This is a genomic window from Cellulosimicrobium sp. JZ28 (assembly GCF_015327065.1).
Lineage (GTDB): Bacteria > Actinomycetota > Actinomycetes > Actinomycetales > Cellulomonadaceae > Cellulosimicrobium > Cellulosimicrobium funkei.
Window position 1 is genome coordinate 1,875,164 of the sequence record NZ_CP017660.1, and the last position, 19,021, is coordinate 1,894,184.

Below are 19,021 nucleotides of genomic sequence, written 5' to 3' on the forward strand. Positions count from 1 at the left end.
CCTTCGTCTGCTCAGCGTGGCGTCCCGCGCGGGGCCGCCGGCCGGCTCAGTTGCCCGTGAGCTTCTCGCGGAGCGCGGCGAGCGCCTCGTCCGACGCGAGCGTGCCCGTCGCCTCGGCGGCCGGGGCCGACGAGTAGGACGTGCTGGAGGACGACGAGCTCGAAGAGCTCGTGGTCTCGCCCGACGCGGCGTCGTAGTCGGCCTTGACCGCCTCGGCGACCTGCTTGCGGTGCGCCTCCCAGCGCTCGTGCGCCTTGGCGTACTCCGCCTCCCACGCCTCGCGCTGCGCCTCGAAGCCCTCGAGCCACTCGTTGGTCTCCGGGTCGAAGCCCTCGGGGTACTTGTAGTTCCCCTGCTCGTCGTACTCGGCGGCCATGCCGTAGAGCGCGGGGTCGAAGTCGTCCGACTCCGGGTCCACGCCCTCGTTGGCCTGCTTGAGCGACAGCGAGATGCGGCGGCGCTCGAGGTCGATGTCGATGACCTTGACGAAGACCTCGTCACCGACGTTGACAACCTGCTCCGGCAGCTCGACGTGGCGCACGGCCAGCTCCGAGATGTGCACGAGACCCTCGATGCCGTCCTCGACGCGCACGAACGCACCGAACGGGACGAGCTTGGTGACCTTGCCCGGGACGACCTGACCGATCGCGTGGGTCCGGGCGAACGTCTGCCACGGGTCCTCCTGCGTCGCCTTCAGCGACAGCGAGACGCGCTCGCGGTCGAAGTCGACGTCCAGGACCTCGACCGTGACCTCCTGGCCGACCTCGACGACCTCGGACGGGTGGTCGATGTGCTTCCAGGACAGCTCGGAGACGTGCACGAGGCCGTCGACGCCGCCGAGGTCCACGAACGCACCGAAGTTGACGATCGAGGAGACGACACCGGGGCGCACCTGGCCCTTCTGCAGGGTCTGCAGGAAGGTGGAGCGGACCTCGGACTGCGTCTGCTCGAGCCAGGCACGGCGCGAGAGGACGACGTTGTTGCGGTTCTTGTCGAGCTCGATGATCTTCGCCTCGATCTCCTTGCCGACGTACGGCTGGAGGTCGCGGACGCGACGCATCTCCACCAGGGAGGCCGGGAGGAAGCCACGGAGGCCGATGTCGAGGATGAGACCACCCTTGACGACCTCGATGACGGTGCCGGTGACGACGCCGTCCTCCTCCTTGATCTTCTCGATCGTGCCCCAGGCGCGCTCGTACTGGGCGCGCTTCTTGGACAGGATCAGACGGCCTTCCTTGTCCTCCTTCTGGAGGACGAGGGCCTCGACCGCGTCGCCGACGTTGACGACCTCACCGGGGTCCACGTCGTGCTTGATGGACAGCTCGCGGGAGGGGATGACGCCCTCGGTCTTGTAGCCGATGTCGAGGAGGACCTCGTCGCGGTCCACCTTGACGATCGTGCCTTCGACGATGTCGCCGTCGTTGAAGTACTTGATGGTCGCGTCAACGGCGGCGAGGAAGTCCTCCTCGGTGCCGATGTCGTTGACGGCAACCTGGGGTGCGGACTTCGCGGGGTAGAGATGGTCATTGAGTTCGATGCTCCGATGCGGACAGGTGTAGTCGAGCGGGTAGGGTTTTCGGCGCGTCTCCCGCCGACGCCCCCGGACGCTCCGGCGTCGTGGTCGACGTCGTGGCTCGGGATGAAGGCAGGCGCAGCGCACCGCCGTCCACCTTATCCGGGTGTCACCCCGGCGGTCAACGCGTCTCGCGCGCCCCGCCGGGGCGGCCCGACTACCGGATCCGCGTCACGCGAGCACGCGGGCGACCCGCAGCAGCTCCTCCGGGACCCGCTTCGGCCGGCCCGCGACCTCCGCGAGCGGCACGAGCTCGACCCGCTCGCCCCGCAGCGCCGTCATGACGCCCGACGTCCCCGCGCTCACGGCGTCCACGGCCGCGACGCCGAAGCGGCTGCCGAGGATCCGGTCGGTCGGCGTGGGCTCGCCCCCGCGCTGCACGTGGCCGAGCACCGTGAGCCGGGTGTCGAACCCGGTGCGCTCCGCGATCTCGGCGCTCACGCGCTCCCCGATCGAGCCGGCGACGATCTCGCCGAACCGACCGAGCTGCTGCGTGAACTCCATCGACGACCCCTCGCGCGGCACGGCGCCCTCGGCCACGACGACGATCGAGAAGTTCGCGTGCGCGCGGTGCCGGTGGCGGAGGAACTTCACGACCTGGTCGATGTCGAACGGCTGCTCCGGCGCGAGCACGACCTCGGCGCCGCCGGCGATGCCCGCGTTGACCGCGATCCAGCCGGCGTGGCGGCCCATCACCTCGACCACCATGACGCGGTTGTGGCTCTCCGCCGTCGTGTGCACGCGGTCGAGCGCCTCCGTCGCGATGTTCACGGCGGTGTGGAACCCGATCGACAGGTCCGTTCCCTCGACGTCGTTGTCGATCGTCTTGGGGATCGCGACGATCTTCACGCCCGCCTCCGCGACGCGGCTCGCCGCGTGCAGCGTGCCGTCGCCGCCGATGCAGATCAGCGCGTCGAGGTGCTCGGCCTCGACGGTCGCGAGCACGGCGTCCATGCTGCCGTCCTCCTCGCGCGGGTGGAACCGCGCCGTGCCGAGCAGCGTGCCGCCCACGGGCAGGACGTTCCGGATGTCCTGACGGCCGAGCGGGTGCACGTCGCCGTCGACGACGCCGCGCCAGCCGTTGCGGAAGCCGATGATGGTGTGCCCGTACTCCCCCGTCCCCTGCTTGACCACGGCCCGGATCGCCGCGTTCAGCCCGGGGCAGTCGCCCCCGCCGGTGAGAAGTCCGATGCGCACCTGTTCCTCCGTCTCGTCGTCGCGTCGCGCGGCCTCGCGCGCATGCCGGGCGTCGACGGAGGTGCCGACCTCCGCGGCACCGCGTCGCCCTCAACCCTAGCCACCCCTGCGCGACGGGTCACCGCCCGTCCCGGTCCGCGGGCACGCCGACGACCAAGGTCCCGACCGGACGGGCCGTGCGGCGGGGACCGGGAGAATGGGAGGCATGAGCGTGCCCTCCTCGCCCGAGCCGCCCGTCGTCGCGCCCTCCGGCGCGGCCCCCGGTCCGACCGCCGACGCCGGCTACCGCGACGTGCCCGCCACCGAGGGCGGCCGCGCCGGCCGCGGCTGGTGGGACGCCAACGCGCAGGAGTACCTCCACGAGCACGGGACCTTCCTCGGCGCGGCGGACTTCTGCTGGTGCCCGGAGGGACTGCGCGAGCGGGACGCGCGGCTGCTCGGCGACGTCGCGGGACGCCGGGTGCTCGAGGTCGGCGCGGGCGCGGCGCAGTGCTCGCGCTGGCTCGTGACGCAGGGGGCGGAGGTCGTCGCGACGGACGTGTCCGGCGGCATGCTCGCCGCCGGGGCGGCGCTGGACCGGGCGACGGGCGTGCGCGTCCCGGCCGTCCAGGCCGACGCGCGCCGGCTCCCGTTCGCCGACGCCACGTTCGACGTCGCGTTCACCTCGTTCGGCGCGATCCCGTTCGTGCCCGACGCGGCGGCCGTCCACCGCGAGGTCGCGCGCGTGCTGCGGCCCGGCGGCACGTGGACGTTCTCGGTCACGCACCCGACCCGGTGGGCGTTCCCCGACGACCCGAGCGAGCACGGGCTGACCGCGAACCGGTCCTACTTCGACCGCCGGCCCTACGTCGAGACCGACGCCGCCGGCCGTGTCGTCTACGCCGAGTACCACCGCACCCTGGGCGACCACGTGCGCGAGGTGGTCGCCGCCGGGCTGGAGCTGCGCGACGTCGTCGAGCCCGAGTGGCCCGCCGACAACACCGAGATGTGGGGCGGCTGGGGACCGGTGCGCGGCGCCTACCTGCCCGGGACGGCGATCTTCCGCACGCGCCTCCCGGGCTGACGCGCCTGGGTCAGTGACCCGCCTCGTGCCACGTGGCACCGACGCCGACCGAGACGTCGAGCGGCACGTCGAGGTCCGCCGCCGCACCCATCTGCGTGCGCAGCACCTCCTCGACGGCGTCGCGCTCGCCCGGGGCCACCTCGACCACGAGCTCGTCGTGCACCTGGAGGAGCAGCCGTGAGCGCAGCCCGCGCTCGTCGATCGCGCGCTGCACGTTGAGCATCGCGACCTTGATGATGTCGGCCGCGCTGCCCTGGATCGGCGCGTTGAGGGCCATGCGCTCCGCCATCTGGCGGCGCTGCCGGTTGTCGCTCGTGAGGTCGGGCAGGTACCGGCGGCGCCCGAGGATGGTCGCCGTGTAGCCCGTGGCCCGCGCCTCGTCGACGACGCCCGTGAGGTAGTCGCGCACGCCGCCGAAGCGCTCGAAGTAGTCGTCCATGAGCTTCTGGGCCTCGCCCACCTCGATGGTGAGCTGCTGCGAGAGCCCGAACGCCGACAGCCCGTACGCGAGGCCGTACGACATCGCCTTGATCTTCGAGCGCATCGCGGGCGTGACCTCGGCCGCCGGGACCTCGAACACGCGCGACCCGACGTAGGAGTGCAGGTCCTCCCCGGACCGGAACGCCTCGATGAGGCCCTCGTCACCCGAGAGGTGCGCCATGATGCGCATCTCGATCTGGCTGTAGTCGGCCGTCATGAGCGTCTCGTAGCCCTCGCCGACGACGAACGCGCGCCGGATGCGTCGGCCCGCCTCGGTGCGGATCGGGATGTTCTGGAGGTTCGGGTCGGTCGAGCTGAGCCGGCCCGTCGCCGCGATCGTCTGCTGGAACGTCGTGTGGATGCGGCCGTCGTCGGCGACGGACTTCAGCAGCCCCTCGACCGTCTGGCGCAGCCGCGACGCGTCGCGGTGGGCGAGCAGGTGCTCGAGGAACGGGTGCTGCGTCTTGACGAAGAGGTCCGCGAGCGCCGACGCGTCGGTCGTGTAGCCCGTCTTGATCTTCTTCGTCTTGGGCATCCCGAGCTGGTCGAACAGCACCTCCTGGAGCTGCTTCGGGGAGCCGAGGTTCACCTCGCGCCCGATGACGGCGTAGGCCTCCGACGCGGCGGTCGCGACGAGGTCGCCGAAGTGCTGCTCGAGCTCGCGCAGGTACGTGACGTCCGCCGCGATGCCGCGCTGCTCCATGCGCGCGAGCACCTGGGACAACGGCAGCTCGAGGTCGGCGAGGAGCGTCGTGGCCCCCCGGTCCTCGAGCTCGCCCGCGAGGACCTCGCCGAGCTGGGCGACGGCGAGCGCGCGCACCGCGTCGCGCTCCTGCTCGCCGCTGCCGTCGAGCGAGAGGTCGAGCGCGCCCTGCGCGTCGTTGCCCGCCTCCGTGTCCGGGCGGAGCTCGCGGTGCAGGTGGCGCACGACGAGGTCGCCCAGGTCGTAGCCGCGCTGGTCGGGGTGGCACAGGTACGCGGCGAGCTCGGTGTCGAACGTGACGCCCGCGAGGTCGTAGCCGCGCGCCGCGAGCTCGTGCCAGGCCGACTTCGCGCCGTGCACGACCTTGGGCCGCTCCGGGTCGGCGAGCCACGCGGCGAGCGCCTCGTCGTCGGCGCCCGCGACGTCGGCGAGCTCGAGCGCGACGGCCGCCCCGGCGTCGTCGGACACCGCGAGGCCCCACGCGTCCCCGCCGCCCGGCACGACCTTGCCGGCCACCTCGACGCCCAGCGGGCGCGTGCCGCGCTCGGCCAGCCAGGCGCCCAGGCCCCCCGGCAGGACGTCGGCGAGCGCGACGTCGAACCCCGCCTCGGCCTCGACCTCGCCCTCGGGGGCGATCGCGAAGAGCCGGTCGCGCAGGGCGCGGAACTCCAGGGCGTCGAGGACGCGGTGGGCGGCCTCGCGGTCCCAGGGACGGGTCGCGAGGTCGTCGGGGCCGACGGGCAGCTCGAGGTCGCGCAGGAGCGCGTTGAGCTGCCGGTTGAGGCGGACCTGGTCGAGGTGCGCCCGCAGGTTCTCCCCCGCCTTGCCCTTGATCTCGTCCGCGTGGTCCAGCAGGCCGTCGAGGTCGCCGTACGCCGTGATCCACTTGGCGGCCGTCTTGGGGCCGACGCCGGGGATGCCCGGCAGGTTGTCGGACGTCTCGCCGACGAGGGCGGCGAGGTCCGGGTAGCGCTCGGGCGGCACGCCGTACTTCTCGACGACGGCGGCGCTGTCCATGCGCGCGAGCTCCGAGACGCCCTTCTTCGGGTAGAGCACCGTGACGTCCGGGCCGACGAGCTGGAACGAGTCCCGGTCCCCCGAGCAGACGAGCACCTCCATCCCGGCGGCGGCGCCCTGCGTCGCGAGGGTCGCGAAGATGTCGTCGGCCTCGTAGCCCTCGCGCTCGAGCGTCGGGATGTGCAGCGTCTCCAGGATCTCCTTGATGAGCGGCACCTGGCCCCGGAACGGCTCGGGCGTGGACTCCCGCGTGCCCTTGTAGCTGGGCAGGATCTCGGTGCGGAAGGACTGGCGCCCGGCGTCGAACGCGACGGCGACGTGCGTGGGCTCCTCGTCCCGCAGGAGGTTGATGAGCATCGAGGTGAACCCGTAGACCGCGTTCGTGTGCTGCCCCGTGGTCGTCGAGAAGTTCTCCGCCGGGAGCGCGAAGAACGCGCGGTAGGCCATGGAGTGTCCGTCGATGAGCAGGAGGCGAGGTCGCGCGGAGGTCGTCACGGGTGCCAACCTATCGCCCATGACCCACACGCACGGTTCCGACCAGAACGCCGCCCCGACCGGGACGCCGACCCCCGCCACCCCGTCGACACCCGACGCCCCGCGTCACGCCTACGAGGCGATGGGCCTGCGCACCGAGGGGACGCTCATCGAGCGCATGGGCATCGAGCTGGGCGAGGTAGGGGCCGACCGTGTCACCGCACGCATGCCCGTGGCGGGCAACACGCAGCCCGCGGGGCTGCTGCACGGGGGCGCGTCCGTCGTCCTCGCCGAGACGCTGGGGTCCATCGCCGCGCAGCTGCACGGCGGACCCGGCCGCGCGGCCGTGGGCATCGAGGTGAACGCGACGCACCACCGCGGGGTGCGCGACGGCTGGGTGCACGGCGAGGCGGTGGCGGTGCACCGCGGGCGCACGACGGCGAGCTACGAGATCGTCGTGTCGGACGACGAGGGTCGCCGCGTGTGCACGGCGCGCCTCACGTGCATGATCCTCGCGCAGGGCTGACCGGGGCGACGCCGGCCGCAGAGCGCGCGAGCCCGGCTCAGCCGGGCAGGGTCTCGCGGGTGTCGGCCGGCGTCACCACGCCCGCGCGGCTGTTGTACTCGGCCTGGAACTCGCGCAGGTCGACCGGCCCCGACATCGTCTCGGTGCGGGCGCGCCGACGGCGCGCGATGAGGTCCTCGAGAGAGCGGGTGCCCCGGCGGGCCGGGGTGAGGTCGGCCGCGAGCCGGCGCTGCAGGACCGCCGTCGAGACGACGCGGTGCCCGGCCACGGGGCCGAAGCCCAGTCGCGCGAGGAAGCGCTGCACGCCGCGGGAACCGGGGATGGGCACGGAGTAGACGTGCGTCGCGCCGGACGACGCGGCGAGCTCGGCCGTCGCGCTGAGGAGCGCGTGGCCCACGCCGCGGCGCCGGGCGTCCTCCCCCACGTACACCGCCTCGACGTACAGGCTCGGCTCGTCCGCGAACAGGTGCGGGTCGAGCACGCGGGCCAGGACGAACCCGACGGGGCGGCCGTCGTGCAGGGCGACGAGCACGTTGCCGCCGGGCAGGGTGAGCAGCACCGACAGGTGCCGGACCAGGCGGTCCTCGTCGGGTGCGCAGATCTGCGCCCCGGACGCCGACTCGCGGCGTGCCTCCGAGCACAGCACAGCGATCCCCGGCAGGTCGTCACCGACCGCGGGCCTGACCTCCACTGCTGGGCGCACTGCGCTCCTCCTCGTTCGCACCGTGGGACCGGCGGCGGCACCGAGGGACGTGGGGCGTGAGAAGGTCCACGTCGCTCGGACAGCACCGTCGGCCGTCGACATGAGCACTACGTGGCGACCGTGTTCACCGCCCCGGAACTGCTGGACGCCAGTCCAAGACGATAGCCCGCCCGGAGCCCCGTGACAAAGGTCCTGATCAGGACCCCCGCGCGGCGCACCGGGCGTGGCGGGCGGCTCAGGCGCCGCCGACCTGCTCGATGACGGCGTCCGCGACCTCGCGCATCGTGAGGCGGCGGTCCATCGACGTCTTCTGGATCCAGCGGAACGACTCCGGCTCCGACAGGCCCATCTTCGTCATGAGCAGGCCCTTCGCACGGTCGACGCGCTTGCGCGTCTCGAAGCGCTCCGCGAGGTCGGCCACCTCGGACTCGAGGGCCGAGATCTGCGAGTAGCGCGAGATCGCGATCTCGACCGCAGGCAGCAGGTCCGCCGGGGTGAACGGCTTGACGACGTACGCCATGGCGCCGGCGTCGCGCGCCCGCTCGACGAGCTCCGCCTGCGAGAACGCCGTGAGCAGGACGACCGGGGCGGCGTGCGCCTTGCCGATCTGCTCCGCCGCGGAGATGCCGTCGAGCTCGGGCATCTTCACGTCCATGACCACGACGTCGGGCTTGAGCTCGAGCGCCAGCTTCACCGCCGTCGCGCCGTCGCCGGCCTCACCGACGACGTCGAACCCGGCGTCCCGCAGCGTCTCGACGACGTCGAGACGGATCAGGGCCTCGTCCTCCGCGACGACGGCGCGGCGCGCGGCGCGACCCGACGGGGCGGGGGTGGCGGCGGGCTCGGGCTCGATCATCGGGGGCAGGTCGAGCGGCTGCTTGTCCTCGGGCTGCGCTGTCTGGTCACTCACGGGACTCATCGTAGTGCGCCGCACCGGGTGCCGCCCCCGCGTTTCACCCTCCGAGGAGTGTGATTCTCGTGAAGGCGCGCGCGTGTGGTTCGATGGTGCCCGCGCGGCGGAGCCCGGCTGGACACGTCCGCGCGCGGCCCCGGTAGCCCAACCGGCAGAGGCGTTCGGCTCAAACCCGATCCAGTGTGGGTTCGAATCCCACCCGGGGCACCCCTCATCTCGGCAGACGTACGGTGCTCGACGTCACGGCTCCTCGCGGTCGAGGAAGTCCCGCGTCGTCGTGACGAAGGACTCGACGCTGGAGTACGGCAGCCCGTGCGGAGCCCCCGGGACGGTGACGAGCCGCCCGTCGGGCAGCGCGTCGACGAGGCGGCGCGCCCACGTCCCCGAGACGAGCGGGTCGCGGTCCCCGACGACCACGAGGACGGGCTGCGTGATGCTCTGCACCAGGTGGCTGACCTCGGCGCGGCGCGCCTGCTTCAGGGCCCGCACCGCCGCGACCGGACCGGCACGCAGGTAGTCCACGACGGCGATCGGCAGCAGCGACCACCTCTCGCGCGGGCCGTCGAGGAGCAGGCGCCACGCGCTCTGCCACCACCGGGGGTGCTCCGGGTCCCGGGAGGGGCCCACGAGCACGACCCGCCGGACCAGGTCGGGCCGCTCCGCGGCGAGATGGCTGACGATCTGGCAGCCCAACGAGTGCCCGACGACGTCCGCGCCCGTCATGCCGAGCCCGTCCATCCAGCGGGCCACGACGTCCGCCATCTCGGCCATCGACGGCAGGTGCGGCGGACGACCGCTGCGCCCGACGCCCGGCAGGTCCAGGGCGGCGGTGCGGCGGTCCGTCCCGAGCCGGCGGACGCCCGGCTCCAGGTACCGGGTCGACAGCGCGAGCCCGTGCACGAGGACCACGTCCGCGGGTACGGCACGGCCCTCCGGGCGGTCCGCCCGGTCCGGCTCCGCGACGACGGAGTACACCCGCACCCCGTCGATCAGGTCGTACCGCTCCTGGAGGGCCGGAAGGACCGTGCTCCCCGAGGAGCGCCCGCGCCGGTGCGCTCGGGGCACGACGGACCTCGCTCTCCCACCGTCGACCGGTGGCTGGATGGTCAGCACCGAGCGGTCGCCGAGCGCTGGGCCCAGGGTAGAGGGCGAGGACGAGCGGCGCCGCGGGGCTCGGGACGGGACGGACGGGCGACGGGCCCCGCGCGCACGGACCGACGCCGTCTAGAGCTCGGGCCGCGCCCTGTCCAGCACGACCGCCTCGCGCGCGGCCTCCCGGGCGGCGGCGCTCGCGTCGCGCGCCGCCTGCCGGGCGATCGCCTCGTCGCCGAGGAGAGCGGCGGCGTGCGCGACGGTCGCGGATCTCAGCGCGTCCTGCGCGCTGCGCTCGGCGGCCTCCGCCACCTGATGGACCTGCTCGCACACGGTGGCGGCCGCCTCCGCGGTCTCGCGCGCGTCGCGGCGCGCGACGAGCGCACGGAAGGTCGCCTCGCGCGCGGCGGCCGCCGCGCCGTCGGCGTCGGGGTCGCTCGCCGCCGCGTAGAGGTCCTGGTCGACGTCCTCGATCTGGTCGCTGGTCACCCACGCGAGGGTAGGGCCGACCCGCCGTGCTCGCTCGAGCGAGGCGCGCGCCCGTCGGTCACCGCCGCTCCCCCGACGCGGCGCCCGGCGCGCCCGCAGCCGTCGTCGAACGCGACCCCGCCGGGCCGTGCCGCGCGACCGCCGACCGGAAGAAATCCCCCGCCACCGAGCGAGCCGTCACGGCCCCGGCCCCTGCCACCGTCGCGGCCGCCGAGGCGGCGGCGAGCTCGTCGTCGACGAACCGGCGGAGCACGGCCGGGACGGGGCCCGCACCCATCTCGCGCGAGACCGCCTTGAGCGCGACGAGCCCGGACGCCTCCTGCACCACCGCGCTCGGTGCCTCGCCCTCGTCGAGCAGCGTCGTGAGGCGCATGGGCGGGACGGCGTCCGGCCGCACGCGCAGCCAGCGCAGCGTCGCGGCCGGGCGCAGGACGTAGAAGAGCTTCTTGAGCGGCACGTCGTCCGCCGTCCACCACCGCTCCCGCTGGCCGAGCGCGACGTGCAGGTAGTGGCGCCGCACGGCGTCGCGGTCGACGACCCGCTCGGCGAGCGCGAGCAGGTCCGCGCGGAACGCGGGGTCGCCGCGGTAGACGATCGGCGAGCGCAGCCACTCCAGCAGCGTCGCGTTCCCGCGCACGAGCAGCCGCACGGCCTTGACGAGGTCCCACCCGTTGACGTCCAGCACCGCGTCGAGCGGCGTCTCGACGACGTCGCGCCGCGGCCAGGGGTCGAGGTAGTCGGCCTCCGGGCGCACGTACACGAAGCGGCAGTCGTAGTCCGAGTCCGGCGACGGGAACCCCCACGCCCGGCTGCCGCTCTCCACCGCGAGCGGGATCGCGACGCCCTCGTCGCGCACGACGGCGTCCAGCCGCGCGTCGACCCGACGCACGACCGCGGGGTCCAGGGACGCAGGCACAGCTCGCATCCCGCGAGGGTAGGGGCGCGCCGGGGGCCGTGTCGCGGGCTTTCCCGCACCCGTAGGACGACCGACGGCGGCGCCCCCGCGCAGGGGGCGCCGCCGTCGGGCAGCACGAGCGCCCGTGGCGGGCGCGCGGCGTCAGCTCCGGTGAGAGCTCCGGACGTCAGTTCCGGGTGTCGGAGTGGTCGCCGATCTTGTGCACGAGGATCGAGTTCGTCGTGCCCGGCTGGCCCACGGGGGCGCCGGAGACGACGACCACGAGGTCGCCGACCTCGGCGAGGCCGTTGGCCTGCAGGGTCGTGTCGACCTGGCCGACCATCGCGTCGGTGTTCTCCACCTCGGGCACCTGGTACGTCTGGGTGCCCCACGTGAGCGACAGGACGTTGCGCACGTGCTCGCGCGGCGTGAACGCGAGCAGCGGGATGGACGAGCGCAGGCGCGACATGCGGCGCGCCGAGTCGCCCGACTGCGTGAACGTCGCGAGGTACTTCGCACCGAGGATCTCGCCGATCTCGGCCGCCGCGCGCGTGATGGCGCCACCGCGCGTGTGCGGCGTCGAGCCGAGCGGCGCGATGCGCTCGCGGCCCGCCTCCTCCGTCGCCTCGATGATCCGGGCCATCGTCTGGACCGTGAGGATCGGGTACTCGCCCACGCTCGTCTCGCCCGAGAGCATGACCGCGTCGGCGCCGTCGAGGACGGCGTTGGCGCAGTCGGACGCCTCGGCGCGCGTCGGGCGCGGCGAGTTCGTCATGGACTCGAGCACCTGCGTGGCGACGATGACGGGCTTCGCGTTGCGACGCGCGAGCTCGACGATGCGCTTCTGGACGAGCGGCACCTGCTCCAGCGGGAGCTCGACCGCGAGGTCGCCGCGGGCGACCATGACGCCGTCGAACGCGTCGACGATCTCGGCGAGGTTGTCGACGGCCTGCGGCTTCTCGATCTTCGCGACGACGGGGACCGTGCGGCCCTCCTCGTCCATGATCCGCTTGACGTCCTCGAAGTCCTTCGCGGACCGCACGAACGACAGCGCGATGATGTCCGCGCCGAGCGCGAGGGCCCAGCGCAGGTCGTCCTGGTCCTTCTCGGAGAGCGCCGGCACGGAGACCGCGACACCCGGGAGGTTCAGGCCCTTGTTGTTCGACACCGGGCCGGCGACCTCGACGCGCGTGACGACGCGCGGGCCCTCGACGGCGGTGACGCGGACGAGCACCTTGCCGTCGTCGATGAGGATCGGGTCGCCCACGCGGGCGTCGCCCGGCAGGCCCTTGTGCGTCGTGGAGACGAGCTCCTTGGTGCCGACGACGTCCTCGGTCGTGATCGTGAAGGTGTCACCCTCCTCGAGCCAGTGCTTCTCGTCGCCCGCGAAGCGGCCCAGACGGATCTTCGGCCCCTGAAGGTCGACGAGGACCGCCACGGAGCGGCCCGACTCGGCGGCGGCCTCGCGCACGCCGTGGTAGACGGCCGCGTGCTCCTCGGCGCTGCCGTGGCTGCGGTTGATCCGCGCCACGTCCATGCCCGCGTCGACGAGCGCGCGGAGCTGCTCCTTCGACTCGGTCGCGGGTCCGATGGTGCAGACGATCTTTGCTCTGCGCATATCTCCAGCCTCTAGTCTTCCGACCGGCCAGGAGCCGGTCGTCGCGGGGTGCCCCTCCCTAGGATGCCCCGCTCATCGTCCCGGCGCCGGACATCCGACGTCGGGGTGCACGTCAAGCGCGCAAGGACACGGTGTTCGCGCGCACGGGCGCGGGCAGCTCGGTCCCTCCCTGAAGGTAGGCGTCGACGGATGCCGCCGCCGCCCGCCCCTCGGCGATCGCCCACACGATCAACGACTGCCCACGACCGGCGTCGCCGGCCACGAAGACCCCGGGCAGCGACGACGCGAAGTCGTCGCCGCGCGCCACGAGGCCGCGCCCCGTGAGGTCCGCGCCCGTCTGGGTCGTGAGGGCAGCCGTCTCCGGTCCGGTGAAGCCCATCGCGACGAGCACGAGGTCCGCGGGGATCTCGCGCTCGGTGCCCTCCTTGGGCACGCGACGGCCGTCGGGCAGGTACTCGGTCTCCGCGACGCGCAGCGCGCGCACGGCCCCGTTCTCGTCGCCGAGGAACGCGACGGTCGACGCGAGGAACTCGCGCTCGCCGCCCTCCTCGTGGGACGAGGACACCTCGAACACGATCGGGTCGGTCGGCCACGGCTGGGTCGCGGACCGCTCGAGCGGCGGCTGCTTGCCGATCGCGAGCGTCGTGACGCTCGCCGCGCCCTGGCGCAGCGAGGTGCCGAGGCAGTCCGAGCCCGTGTCGCCGCCACCGATGACGATGACGTGCTTGCCCGTGGCCGTGATCTGGCCGGGCACCTCGTGCCCCGCCACGACCGCGTTCGCCTGGTGCAGGAAGTCCATCGCGAAGTGGATGCCGCCGAGCTCGCGCCCGGGCACCGACAGGTCGCGCGGCACCGTCGCGCCCGTCGCGACCACGACGGCGTCGTAGCGCGCCCGCAGGTCGTCCCACGTGATGTCGACGCCGATCTCGACGCCGGGGCGGAACCGCGTGCCCTCGGCCTCCATCTGCGCGACGCGGCGGTCGATGTGGTGCTTCTCGAGCTTGAAGTCGGGGATGCCGTAGCGCAGCAGGCCTCCGACGGCGTCGTCGCGCTCGTACACCGCGACGGTGTGCCCGGCGCGCGTGAGCTGCTGCGCGGCGGCGAGCCCGGCGGGACCCGACCCGACGACCGCGACCGTGAAGCCCGTGAGCCGCTGCGGCACCTGGGGCGTGACGTACCCGCGGTCGAACGCCTCGTCGATGATCGAGACCTCGACGTTCTTGATCGTCACGGGCGGCTGGTTGATGCCGAGCACGCAGCTCGACTCGCACGGCGCCGGGCACACGCGCCCGGTGAACTCCGGGAAGTTGTTCGTCTCGTGGAGGCGGTCGATCGCGTCGGCCCACTGCTCGCGGTAGACGAGGTCGTTCCACTCGGGGATGAGGTTCCCGAGCGGGCAGCCCTGGTGGCAGAACGGGATGCCGCAGTCCATGCAGCGGCCCGCCTGCTCCTTGAGGAACGGCTGGCCCTCCTCGAGGTGCGCGTGCACGTCCTTCCAGTCCCGCAGGCGCACGGCCACCGGGCGGTTCGGCGGGAGCTCGCGCTCCCGCACCTTCAGGAATCCGCGGGGGTCAGCCACGGGCCACCTCCAAGATCTGGTCCCACACGCCGGGCGCGGCCGGATCGAGACCGGCCGACTCGGCCTTCTCGAGCGCCGAGCGCATGCGGGCGAAGTCGGTCGGCAGGACGCGCGTGAAGCGTTGCACCGCCGTGGCGAAGTCCTCGAGCAGCTCGGCCGCGAGCGGCGATCCGGTCTCCTCGTGGTGACGGCGGACGAGCCGCTCGACGAGCGCGACCTCGGCGTCCTCGAGCGGGCTCAGCCCGAGCTCGCCGGTCGCGAGCGCGCTCGTGTTCACGGCGCTCTCGCGCAGGTCGAGCACGTAGGCGGTGCCGCCGGACATGCCGGCGCCGAAGTTGCGTCCGGTCGGGCCCAGCACGACGACCGTGCCGCCCGTCATGTACTCGCACCCGTGGTCGCCCACGCCCTCGACGACGAGCGTCGCGCCTGAGTTGCGGACGCCGAAGCGCTCCCCGACGCGGCCGCGCAGGAAGATCTCGCCCGACGTCGCGCCGTAGCCGATGACGTTCCCGGCGACGACGTTGCTCGACCCGGTGAGGACCGCGTTGCGGTCCGGCCGCACGACGATCCGCCCGCCCGACAGGCCCTTGCCGACGTAGTCGTTCGCGTCCCCGAACAGGCGCAGCGTGACGCCGCGCGGGAGGAAGGCCCCGAGCGACTGGCCGGCGGACCCCGTGAGGGTGACGTCGATCGTGTCGTCCGGCAGGCCCTCGCCGCGGAAGCGCTTGGTCACCTCGTGGCCGAGCATCGTGCCGACCGTGCGGTTGACGTTGCGGACCGGCAGCGAGATCCGCACCGGCTCGCGCCGCTCCAGCGCGTCCTCGGCCAGCGCGACGAGCTGGTTGTCGAGCGCCTTCTCGAGCCCGTGGTCCTGCGTCGTCGTGTTCCGCAGCGACGCGCCCTCGACGGGGACGGGCTTCTCGAGGATGGGCGCGAGGTCGAGACCCTGCGCCTTCCAGTGGTCGATCGCCTGGCGCGTGTCGAGGTACTCGACGTGGCCGATGGCCTCCTCGATGCTCCGGAACCCGAGGCGCGCCAGGTACTCGCGCACCTCCTCCGCGATGAACTCGAAGAAGTTCACGACGAACTCCGGCTTGCCCGTGAAGCGGGCCCGCAGCTCCGGGTTCTGCGTCGCGACGCCCACCGGGCAGGTGTCCAGGTGGCACACGCGCATCATGACGCAGCCCGAGACGACCATCGGCGCGGTCGCGAAGCCGAACTCCTCGGCCCCGAGCAGCGCGGCCACGACGACGTCGCGCCCGGTCTTCATCTGCCCGTCGACCTGCACGACGATGCGGTCGCGCAGGTTGTTGAGCACGAGGGTCTGCTGCGTCTCGGCGAGGCCGATCTCCCACGGCGTGCCCGCGTGCTTGAGCGACGTGAGCGGGCTGGCGCCCGTGCCGCCGTCGTGGCCCGAGATGAGGACGACGTCCGCGTGCGCCTTGGACACGCCCGTCGCGACCGTGCCGACGCCGAACTCGGAGACGAGCTTGACGTGGACGCGCGCCGCCGGGTTCGCGTTCTTCGCGTCGTGGATGAGCTGCGCGAGGTCCTCGATCGAGTAGATGTCGTGGTGCGGCGGCGGCGAGATGAGGCCGACGCCCGGCGTGGAGTGCCGGGTCTTCGCGACCCACGGGTACACCTTGTGGCCCGGGAGCTGACCGCCCTCGCCGGGCTTGGCGCCCTGGGCGAGCTTGATCTGGATGTCGTCGGCGTTCGTCAGGTACTCGCTCGTGACGCCGAAGCGGCCCGACGCGATCTGCTTGACCTTCGAGCGACGCTCCGGGTCGTACAGGCGCTCCGGGTCCTCGCCGCCCTCGCCCGTGTTCGACCGACCGCCGAGGCGGTTCATCGCGATCGCGAGGGTCTCGTGGGCCTCGGCCGAGATGGAGCCGTACGACATCGCGCCGGTGTTGAAGCGCTTGACGATCTCGCTCACGGGCTCGACCTCGTCGAGCGGCACCGCGGGGCGCTCGCCCTCGCGCAGCTCGAGGAGGCCGCGCAGCGTCATGAGCCGCGAGGACTGCTCGTCCACGCGGTGCGTGTACTCGCGGAAGATGTCGAACCGGCGCTCGCGCGTCGAGTGCTGGAGGCGGAACACCGTCTCCGGGTCGAACAGGTGCTCCTCGCTGTCGCGGCGCCACTGGTACTCGCCGCCCGTGGTCAGGCGGACGTGCGGGCGGTGGTTGCCGGAGCGCGGGTACGCGTCCACGTGGCGCGCCGCGACCTCGGCCGCGACGACGTCGAGCCCGATGCCGCTGAGGCGCGACGTCGTGCCCGTGAAGAACGCCTGCACGAGGTCGTGCGAGAGACCCACGGCCTCGAAGACCTGGGCGCCGCGGTAGGAGGAGATGGTCGAGATGCCCATCTTGCTCATGACCTTGAGGACGCCCTTGCCGAGGCCCTTGATGAGGTTCGCGACGGCCTTGGCCGGGTCGACCGCGAGGTAGCCGCGGCGCGCGAGGTCCTCGACGGTCTCCATGGCGAGGTAGGGGTTCACCGCGGCGGCGCCGTAGCCGATGAGGAGCGCGACGTGGTGCACCTCGCGCACGTCCCCCGCCTCGACGACGAGCGACACCTGCGTGCGCGTGTGACGCCGCAGGAGGTGGTGGTGCACCGCGCTCGACAGCAGGAGCGACGGGATCGGCGCGTGCTCGGCGTCCGAGTCGCGGTCCGACAGCACGATGAAGCTCGCGCCGGCGGCGACGTGCGCGTCGACCTCGGCGAAGATCTCCTCGAGCCGCGCGAGCAGCGACTCGCCGCCGCCCGCGACGCGGTACAGGCCCTTGATCGTCACGGCGCGGAAGACGCCCGCGAGGTTCGGGTCCTTGTCGACGCGGATGATCTTCGCGAGCTGGTCGTTGTCGAGCACCGGGAAGGGCAGCATGAGCTTGCGCGCGTGCTCCGGGGTGTCGACGAGCAGGTTCGGCTCGGGGCCGATCGCCCCGCCGATCGACGTGACGAGCTCCTCGCGGATCGCGTCCAGCGGCGGGTTCGTGACCTGCGCGAACATCTGCGTGAAGTAGTCGAACAGCAGGCGCGGGCGCTTCGCGAGGACGGCGATGGGCGTGTCCGTGCCCATGGCGCCGAGAGGCTCGGCGCCCGTGTTGGCCATCGGCGTGAGGATGACCTTGAGCTCCTCCTGCGTGTACCCGAAGGCACGCTGGCGGCGCTCGACCGACGCGGGGCTGTGCGCGACGTGCTCGCGCTCGGGGAGCTGGTCGAGGTAGACCGCGTTCTCCGCGACCCACCGCGCGTACGGGCGCTGCGCCGCGAGCTGGGACTTGATCTCCTCGTCCTCGATGATCCGGCCCTGGCCGGTGTCGACGAGGAACATGCGGCCCGGCTCGAGACGGCCCTTGCGGACGATCGTCGCGGGGTCGAGGTCGAGCACGCCCGCCTCGCTCGCCAGCACGACGAGGCCGTCCTCGGTGACCCAGTAGCGCCCGGGGCGCAGGCCGTTGCGGTCGAGGACCGCGCCGATGAGCGTGCCGTCGGTGAAGTTGAGGCACGCGGGGCCGTCCCACGGCTCCATGAGCGTCGAGTGGTACTCATAGAACGCGCGCAGGTCCGGGTCCATCTCGGCGTGGTTCTCCCACGCCTCCGGGACCATCATGAGCACGGCGTGCGGCAGCGAGCGGCCCGACAGGTGCAGGAGCTCCAGCACCTCGTCGAAGCTCGCCGAGTCGCTCGAGCCGTCCGAGCAGACCGGGAGCAGCGGCGCGAGGTCGCCGAGGGCGTCGCTCGCGAGCGTGCCCTCGCGCGCGGCCATCCAGTTCCGGTTGCCGCGCACCGTGTTGATCTCGCCGTTGTGCGCGATCATCCGGAACGGCTGCGCGAGCGGCCAGGACGGGAACGTGTTGGTCGAGAACCGCGAGTGCACGAGCGCGATCTCGCTCGCGTACCGCGGGTCGGACAGGTCCGGGAAGAACGGCTCGAGCTGCGCCGTCGTGAGCATGCCCTTGTAGGTGAGCGTGCGCGCCGACAGCGACGCGAAGAAGAGACCGAGCTCGTTCTCCGCGCGCTTGCGCAGGCGGTACGTCCGGCGGTCGAGGTCGACGCCGGCCAGCTCGCGCGACGGGTCGGCCACGACGACCTGACGGAACAGCGGCATCGACGCGCGCGCGCTCGGGCCCACGAGGTCGGCCGTCACGGGGACGTCGCGCCAGGCGAGGACCTCGAGCTTCTCCTCGGCGGCGATCGCCTCGACCGCGCGGGCCGTGGTCGCGGCCGCCTCGGGGTCCTGCGGGAGGAACGCCATGCCGATGGCGTAGTGCCCGGCGGGCGGGAGCTCGGCGTCGACCACGTCGCGCACGAAGGCGTCGGGGATCTGCGTGAGGATCCCCGCGCCGTCGCCGCTGTTCTCCTCGGCGCCGACCGCGCCGCGGTGGTCCAGGTTGAGCAGGGCCGTGAGCCCCGCGTCCACGATGTCGCGTCCGGGCGTGCCGCGGAGCGTCGCCACGAAGGCGACGCCGCACGCGTCGTGCTCGGCGGCGGGGTCGTACAGACCGGATGCCGTGGGAGGGGCGGACAGGGCGGGTGCCCGGTGCGCGTCCCGATACTGCGGCGTGGTCATCAACACCGTCCTCACAGGCGCCCGACCGAGACGGCCGGGCTGGTTCCAGCTGGGGGGTTCGGGACGTCGTCGGCCCTGGTGGACATGACGGAACCACCGGGCGGTCGCCCGGCGGATTCGCCG

Annotated in this window: 13 protein-coding genes and 1 tRNA gene; 3 read left to right on the forward strand and 11 right to left on the reverse strand. The window is 73.1% G+C overall.

From position 1 onward, the window contains the following. Nucleotides 1-46: 46 nt before the first annotated feature. Nucleotides 47-1,537: a 30S ribosomal protein S1 gene (gene rpsA, locus BJP59_RS08650; protein ID WP_194522996.1), complete on the reverse strand. Its 1,491-nt coding sequence runs from the start codon at nucleotides 1,535-1,537 to the stop codon at nucleotides 47-49. A gap of 207 nt (nucleotides 1,538-1,744) precedes the next feature. Further along, nucleotides 1,745-2,770, reverse strand: a complete 1,026-nt coding sequence (locus tag BJP59_RS08655; protein ID WP_034651013.1) for a 6-phosphofructokinase — start codon at nucleotides 2,768-2,770, stop codon at nucleotides 1,745-1,747. A 205-nt stretch (nucleotides 2,771-2,975) separates the two neighbouring features. Between BJP59_RS08655 and BJP59_RS08660 the strand changes: the two genes are divergently transcribed. Then, the gene (locus tag BJP59_RS08660; RefSeq protein ID WP_194522728.1) at nucleotides 2,976-3,833 is read left to right on the forward strand and encodes a class I SAM-dependent methyltransferase; all 858 of its coding nucleotides are present in this window, start codon (nucleotides 2,976-2,978) and stop codon (nucleotides 3,831-3,833) included. A gap of 10 nt (nucleotides 3,834-3,843) precedes the next feature. Here BJP59_RS08660 and polA read toward each other — a convergent pair whose 3' ends face one another. Further along, nucleotides 3,844-6,549 carry a DNA polymerase I gene (polA, locus tag BJP59_RS08665; RefSeq protein ID WP_194522729.1) on the reverse strand — a complete coding sequence of 902 codons (2,706 nt, stop codon included), beginning with the start codon at nucleotides 6,547-6,549 and terminating at the stop codon, nucleotides 3,844-3,846. A gap of 100 nt (nucleotides 6,550-6,649) precedes the next feature. On the opposite strand from polA, the gene BJP59_RS08670 reads away from it, so the two are divergent. Continuing rightward, a complete protein-coding gene (locus BJP59_RS08670) occupies nucleotides 6,650-7,033 on the forward strand; it encodes a hotdog fold thioesterase (protein ID WP_043651213.1) in 384 nt (127 codons plus the stop codon). A 37-nt stretch (nucleotides 7,034-7,070) separates the two neighbouring features. On the opposite strand, the gene BJP59_RS08675 is transcribed toward BJP59_RS08670, so the two are convergent. Together BJP59_RS08675 and BJP59_RS08680 are read right to left on the reverse strand one after the other, a co-directional pair. Then, nucleotides 7,071-7,736, reverse strand: a complete 666-nt coding sequence (locus tag BJP59_RS08675) for a GNAT family N-acetyltransferase (protein ID WP_021482502.1) — start codon at nucleotides 7,734-7,736, stop codon at nucleotides 7,071-7,073. Between the two features lie 235 nt (nucleotides 7,737-7,971). Continuing rightward, on the reverse strand, nucleotides 7,972-8,592 hold the full coding sequence (locus BJP59_RS08680) for an ANTAR domain-containing response regulator (protein WP_044144409.1): 621 nt from the start codon (nucleotides 8,590-8,592) through the stop codon (nucleotides 7,972-7,974). A gap of 190 nt (nucleotides 8,593-8,782) precedes the next feature. Here BJP59_RS08680 and BJP59_RS08685 point away from each other — a divergent pair. After that, nucleotides 8,783-8,856: transfer RNA gene (locus BJP59_RS08685), tRNA-Leu, on the forward strand. Nucleotides 8,857-8,889: 33 nt separating this feature from the next. On the opposite strand, the gene BJP59_RS08690 is transcribed toward BJP59_RS08685, so the two are convergent. The 6 genes from BJP59_RS08690 to gltB all read right to left on the reverse strand — a co-directional run bounded on the left by BJP59_RS08690 (nucleotide 8,890) and on the right by gltB (nucleotide 18,898). Then, nucleotides 8,890-9,714: an alpha/beta fold hydrolase gene (locus tag BJP59_RS08690; protein ID WP_194522730.1), complete on the reverse strand. Its 825-nt coding sequence runs from the start codon at nucleotides 9,712-9,714 to the stop codon at nucleotides 8,890-8,892. A gap of 159 nt (nucleotides 9,715-9,873) precedes the next feature. After that, nucleotides 9,874-10,230, reverse strand: coding sequence for a hypothetical protein (locus tag BJP59_RS08695; protein WP_194522731.1), 357 nt, complete (start codon nucleotides 10,228-10,230; stop codon nucleotides 9,874-9,876). A gap of 58 nt (nucleotides 10,231-10,288) precedes the next feature. Beyond that, nucleotides 10,289-11,155 carry a nucleotidyltransferase domain-containing protein gene (locus BJP59_RS08700; protein ID WP_194522732.1) on the reverse strand — a complete coding sequence of 289 codons (867 nt, stop codon included), beginning with the start codon at nucleotides 11,153-11,155 and terminating at the stop codon, nucleotides 10,289-10,291. Nucleotides 11,156-11,312: 157 nt separating this feature from the next. Continuing rightward, entirely contained in the window at nucleotides 11,313-12,743 is a 1,431-nt protein-coding gene (gene pyk / locus BJP59_RS08705) for a pyruvate kinase (RefSeq protein ID WP_194522733.1), read from the reverse strand. Between the two features lie 112 nt (nucleotides 12,744-12,855). Continuing rightward, nucleotides 12,856-14,322, reverse strand: coding sequence for a glutamate synthase subunit beta (locus BJP59_RS08710; protein WP_194522734.1), 1,467 nt, complete (start codon nucleotides 14,320-14,322; stop codon nucleotides 12,856-12,858). Beyond that, nucleotides 14,315-18,898 carry a glutamate synthase large subunit gene (gene gltB, locus BJP59_RS08715; protein ID WP_061267745.1) on the reverse strand — a complete coding sequence of 1,528 codons (4,584 nt, stop codon included), beginning with the start codon at nucleotides 18,896-18,898 and terminating at the stop codon, nucleotides 14,315-14,317. Before gltB ends, BJP59_RS08710 begins: the two co-directional genes overlap by 8 nt. Nucleotides 18,899-19,021 lie beyond the last annotated feature (123 nt).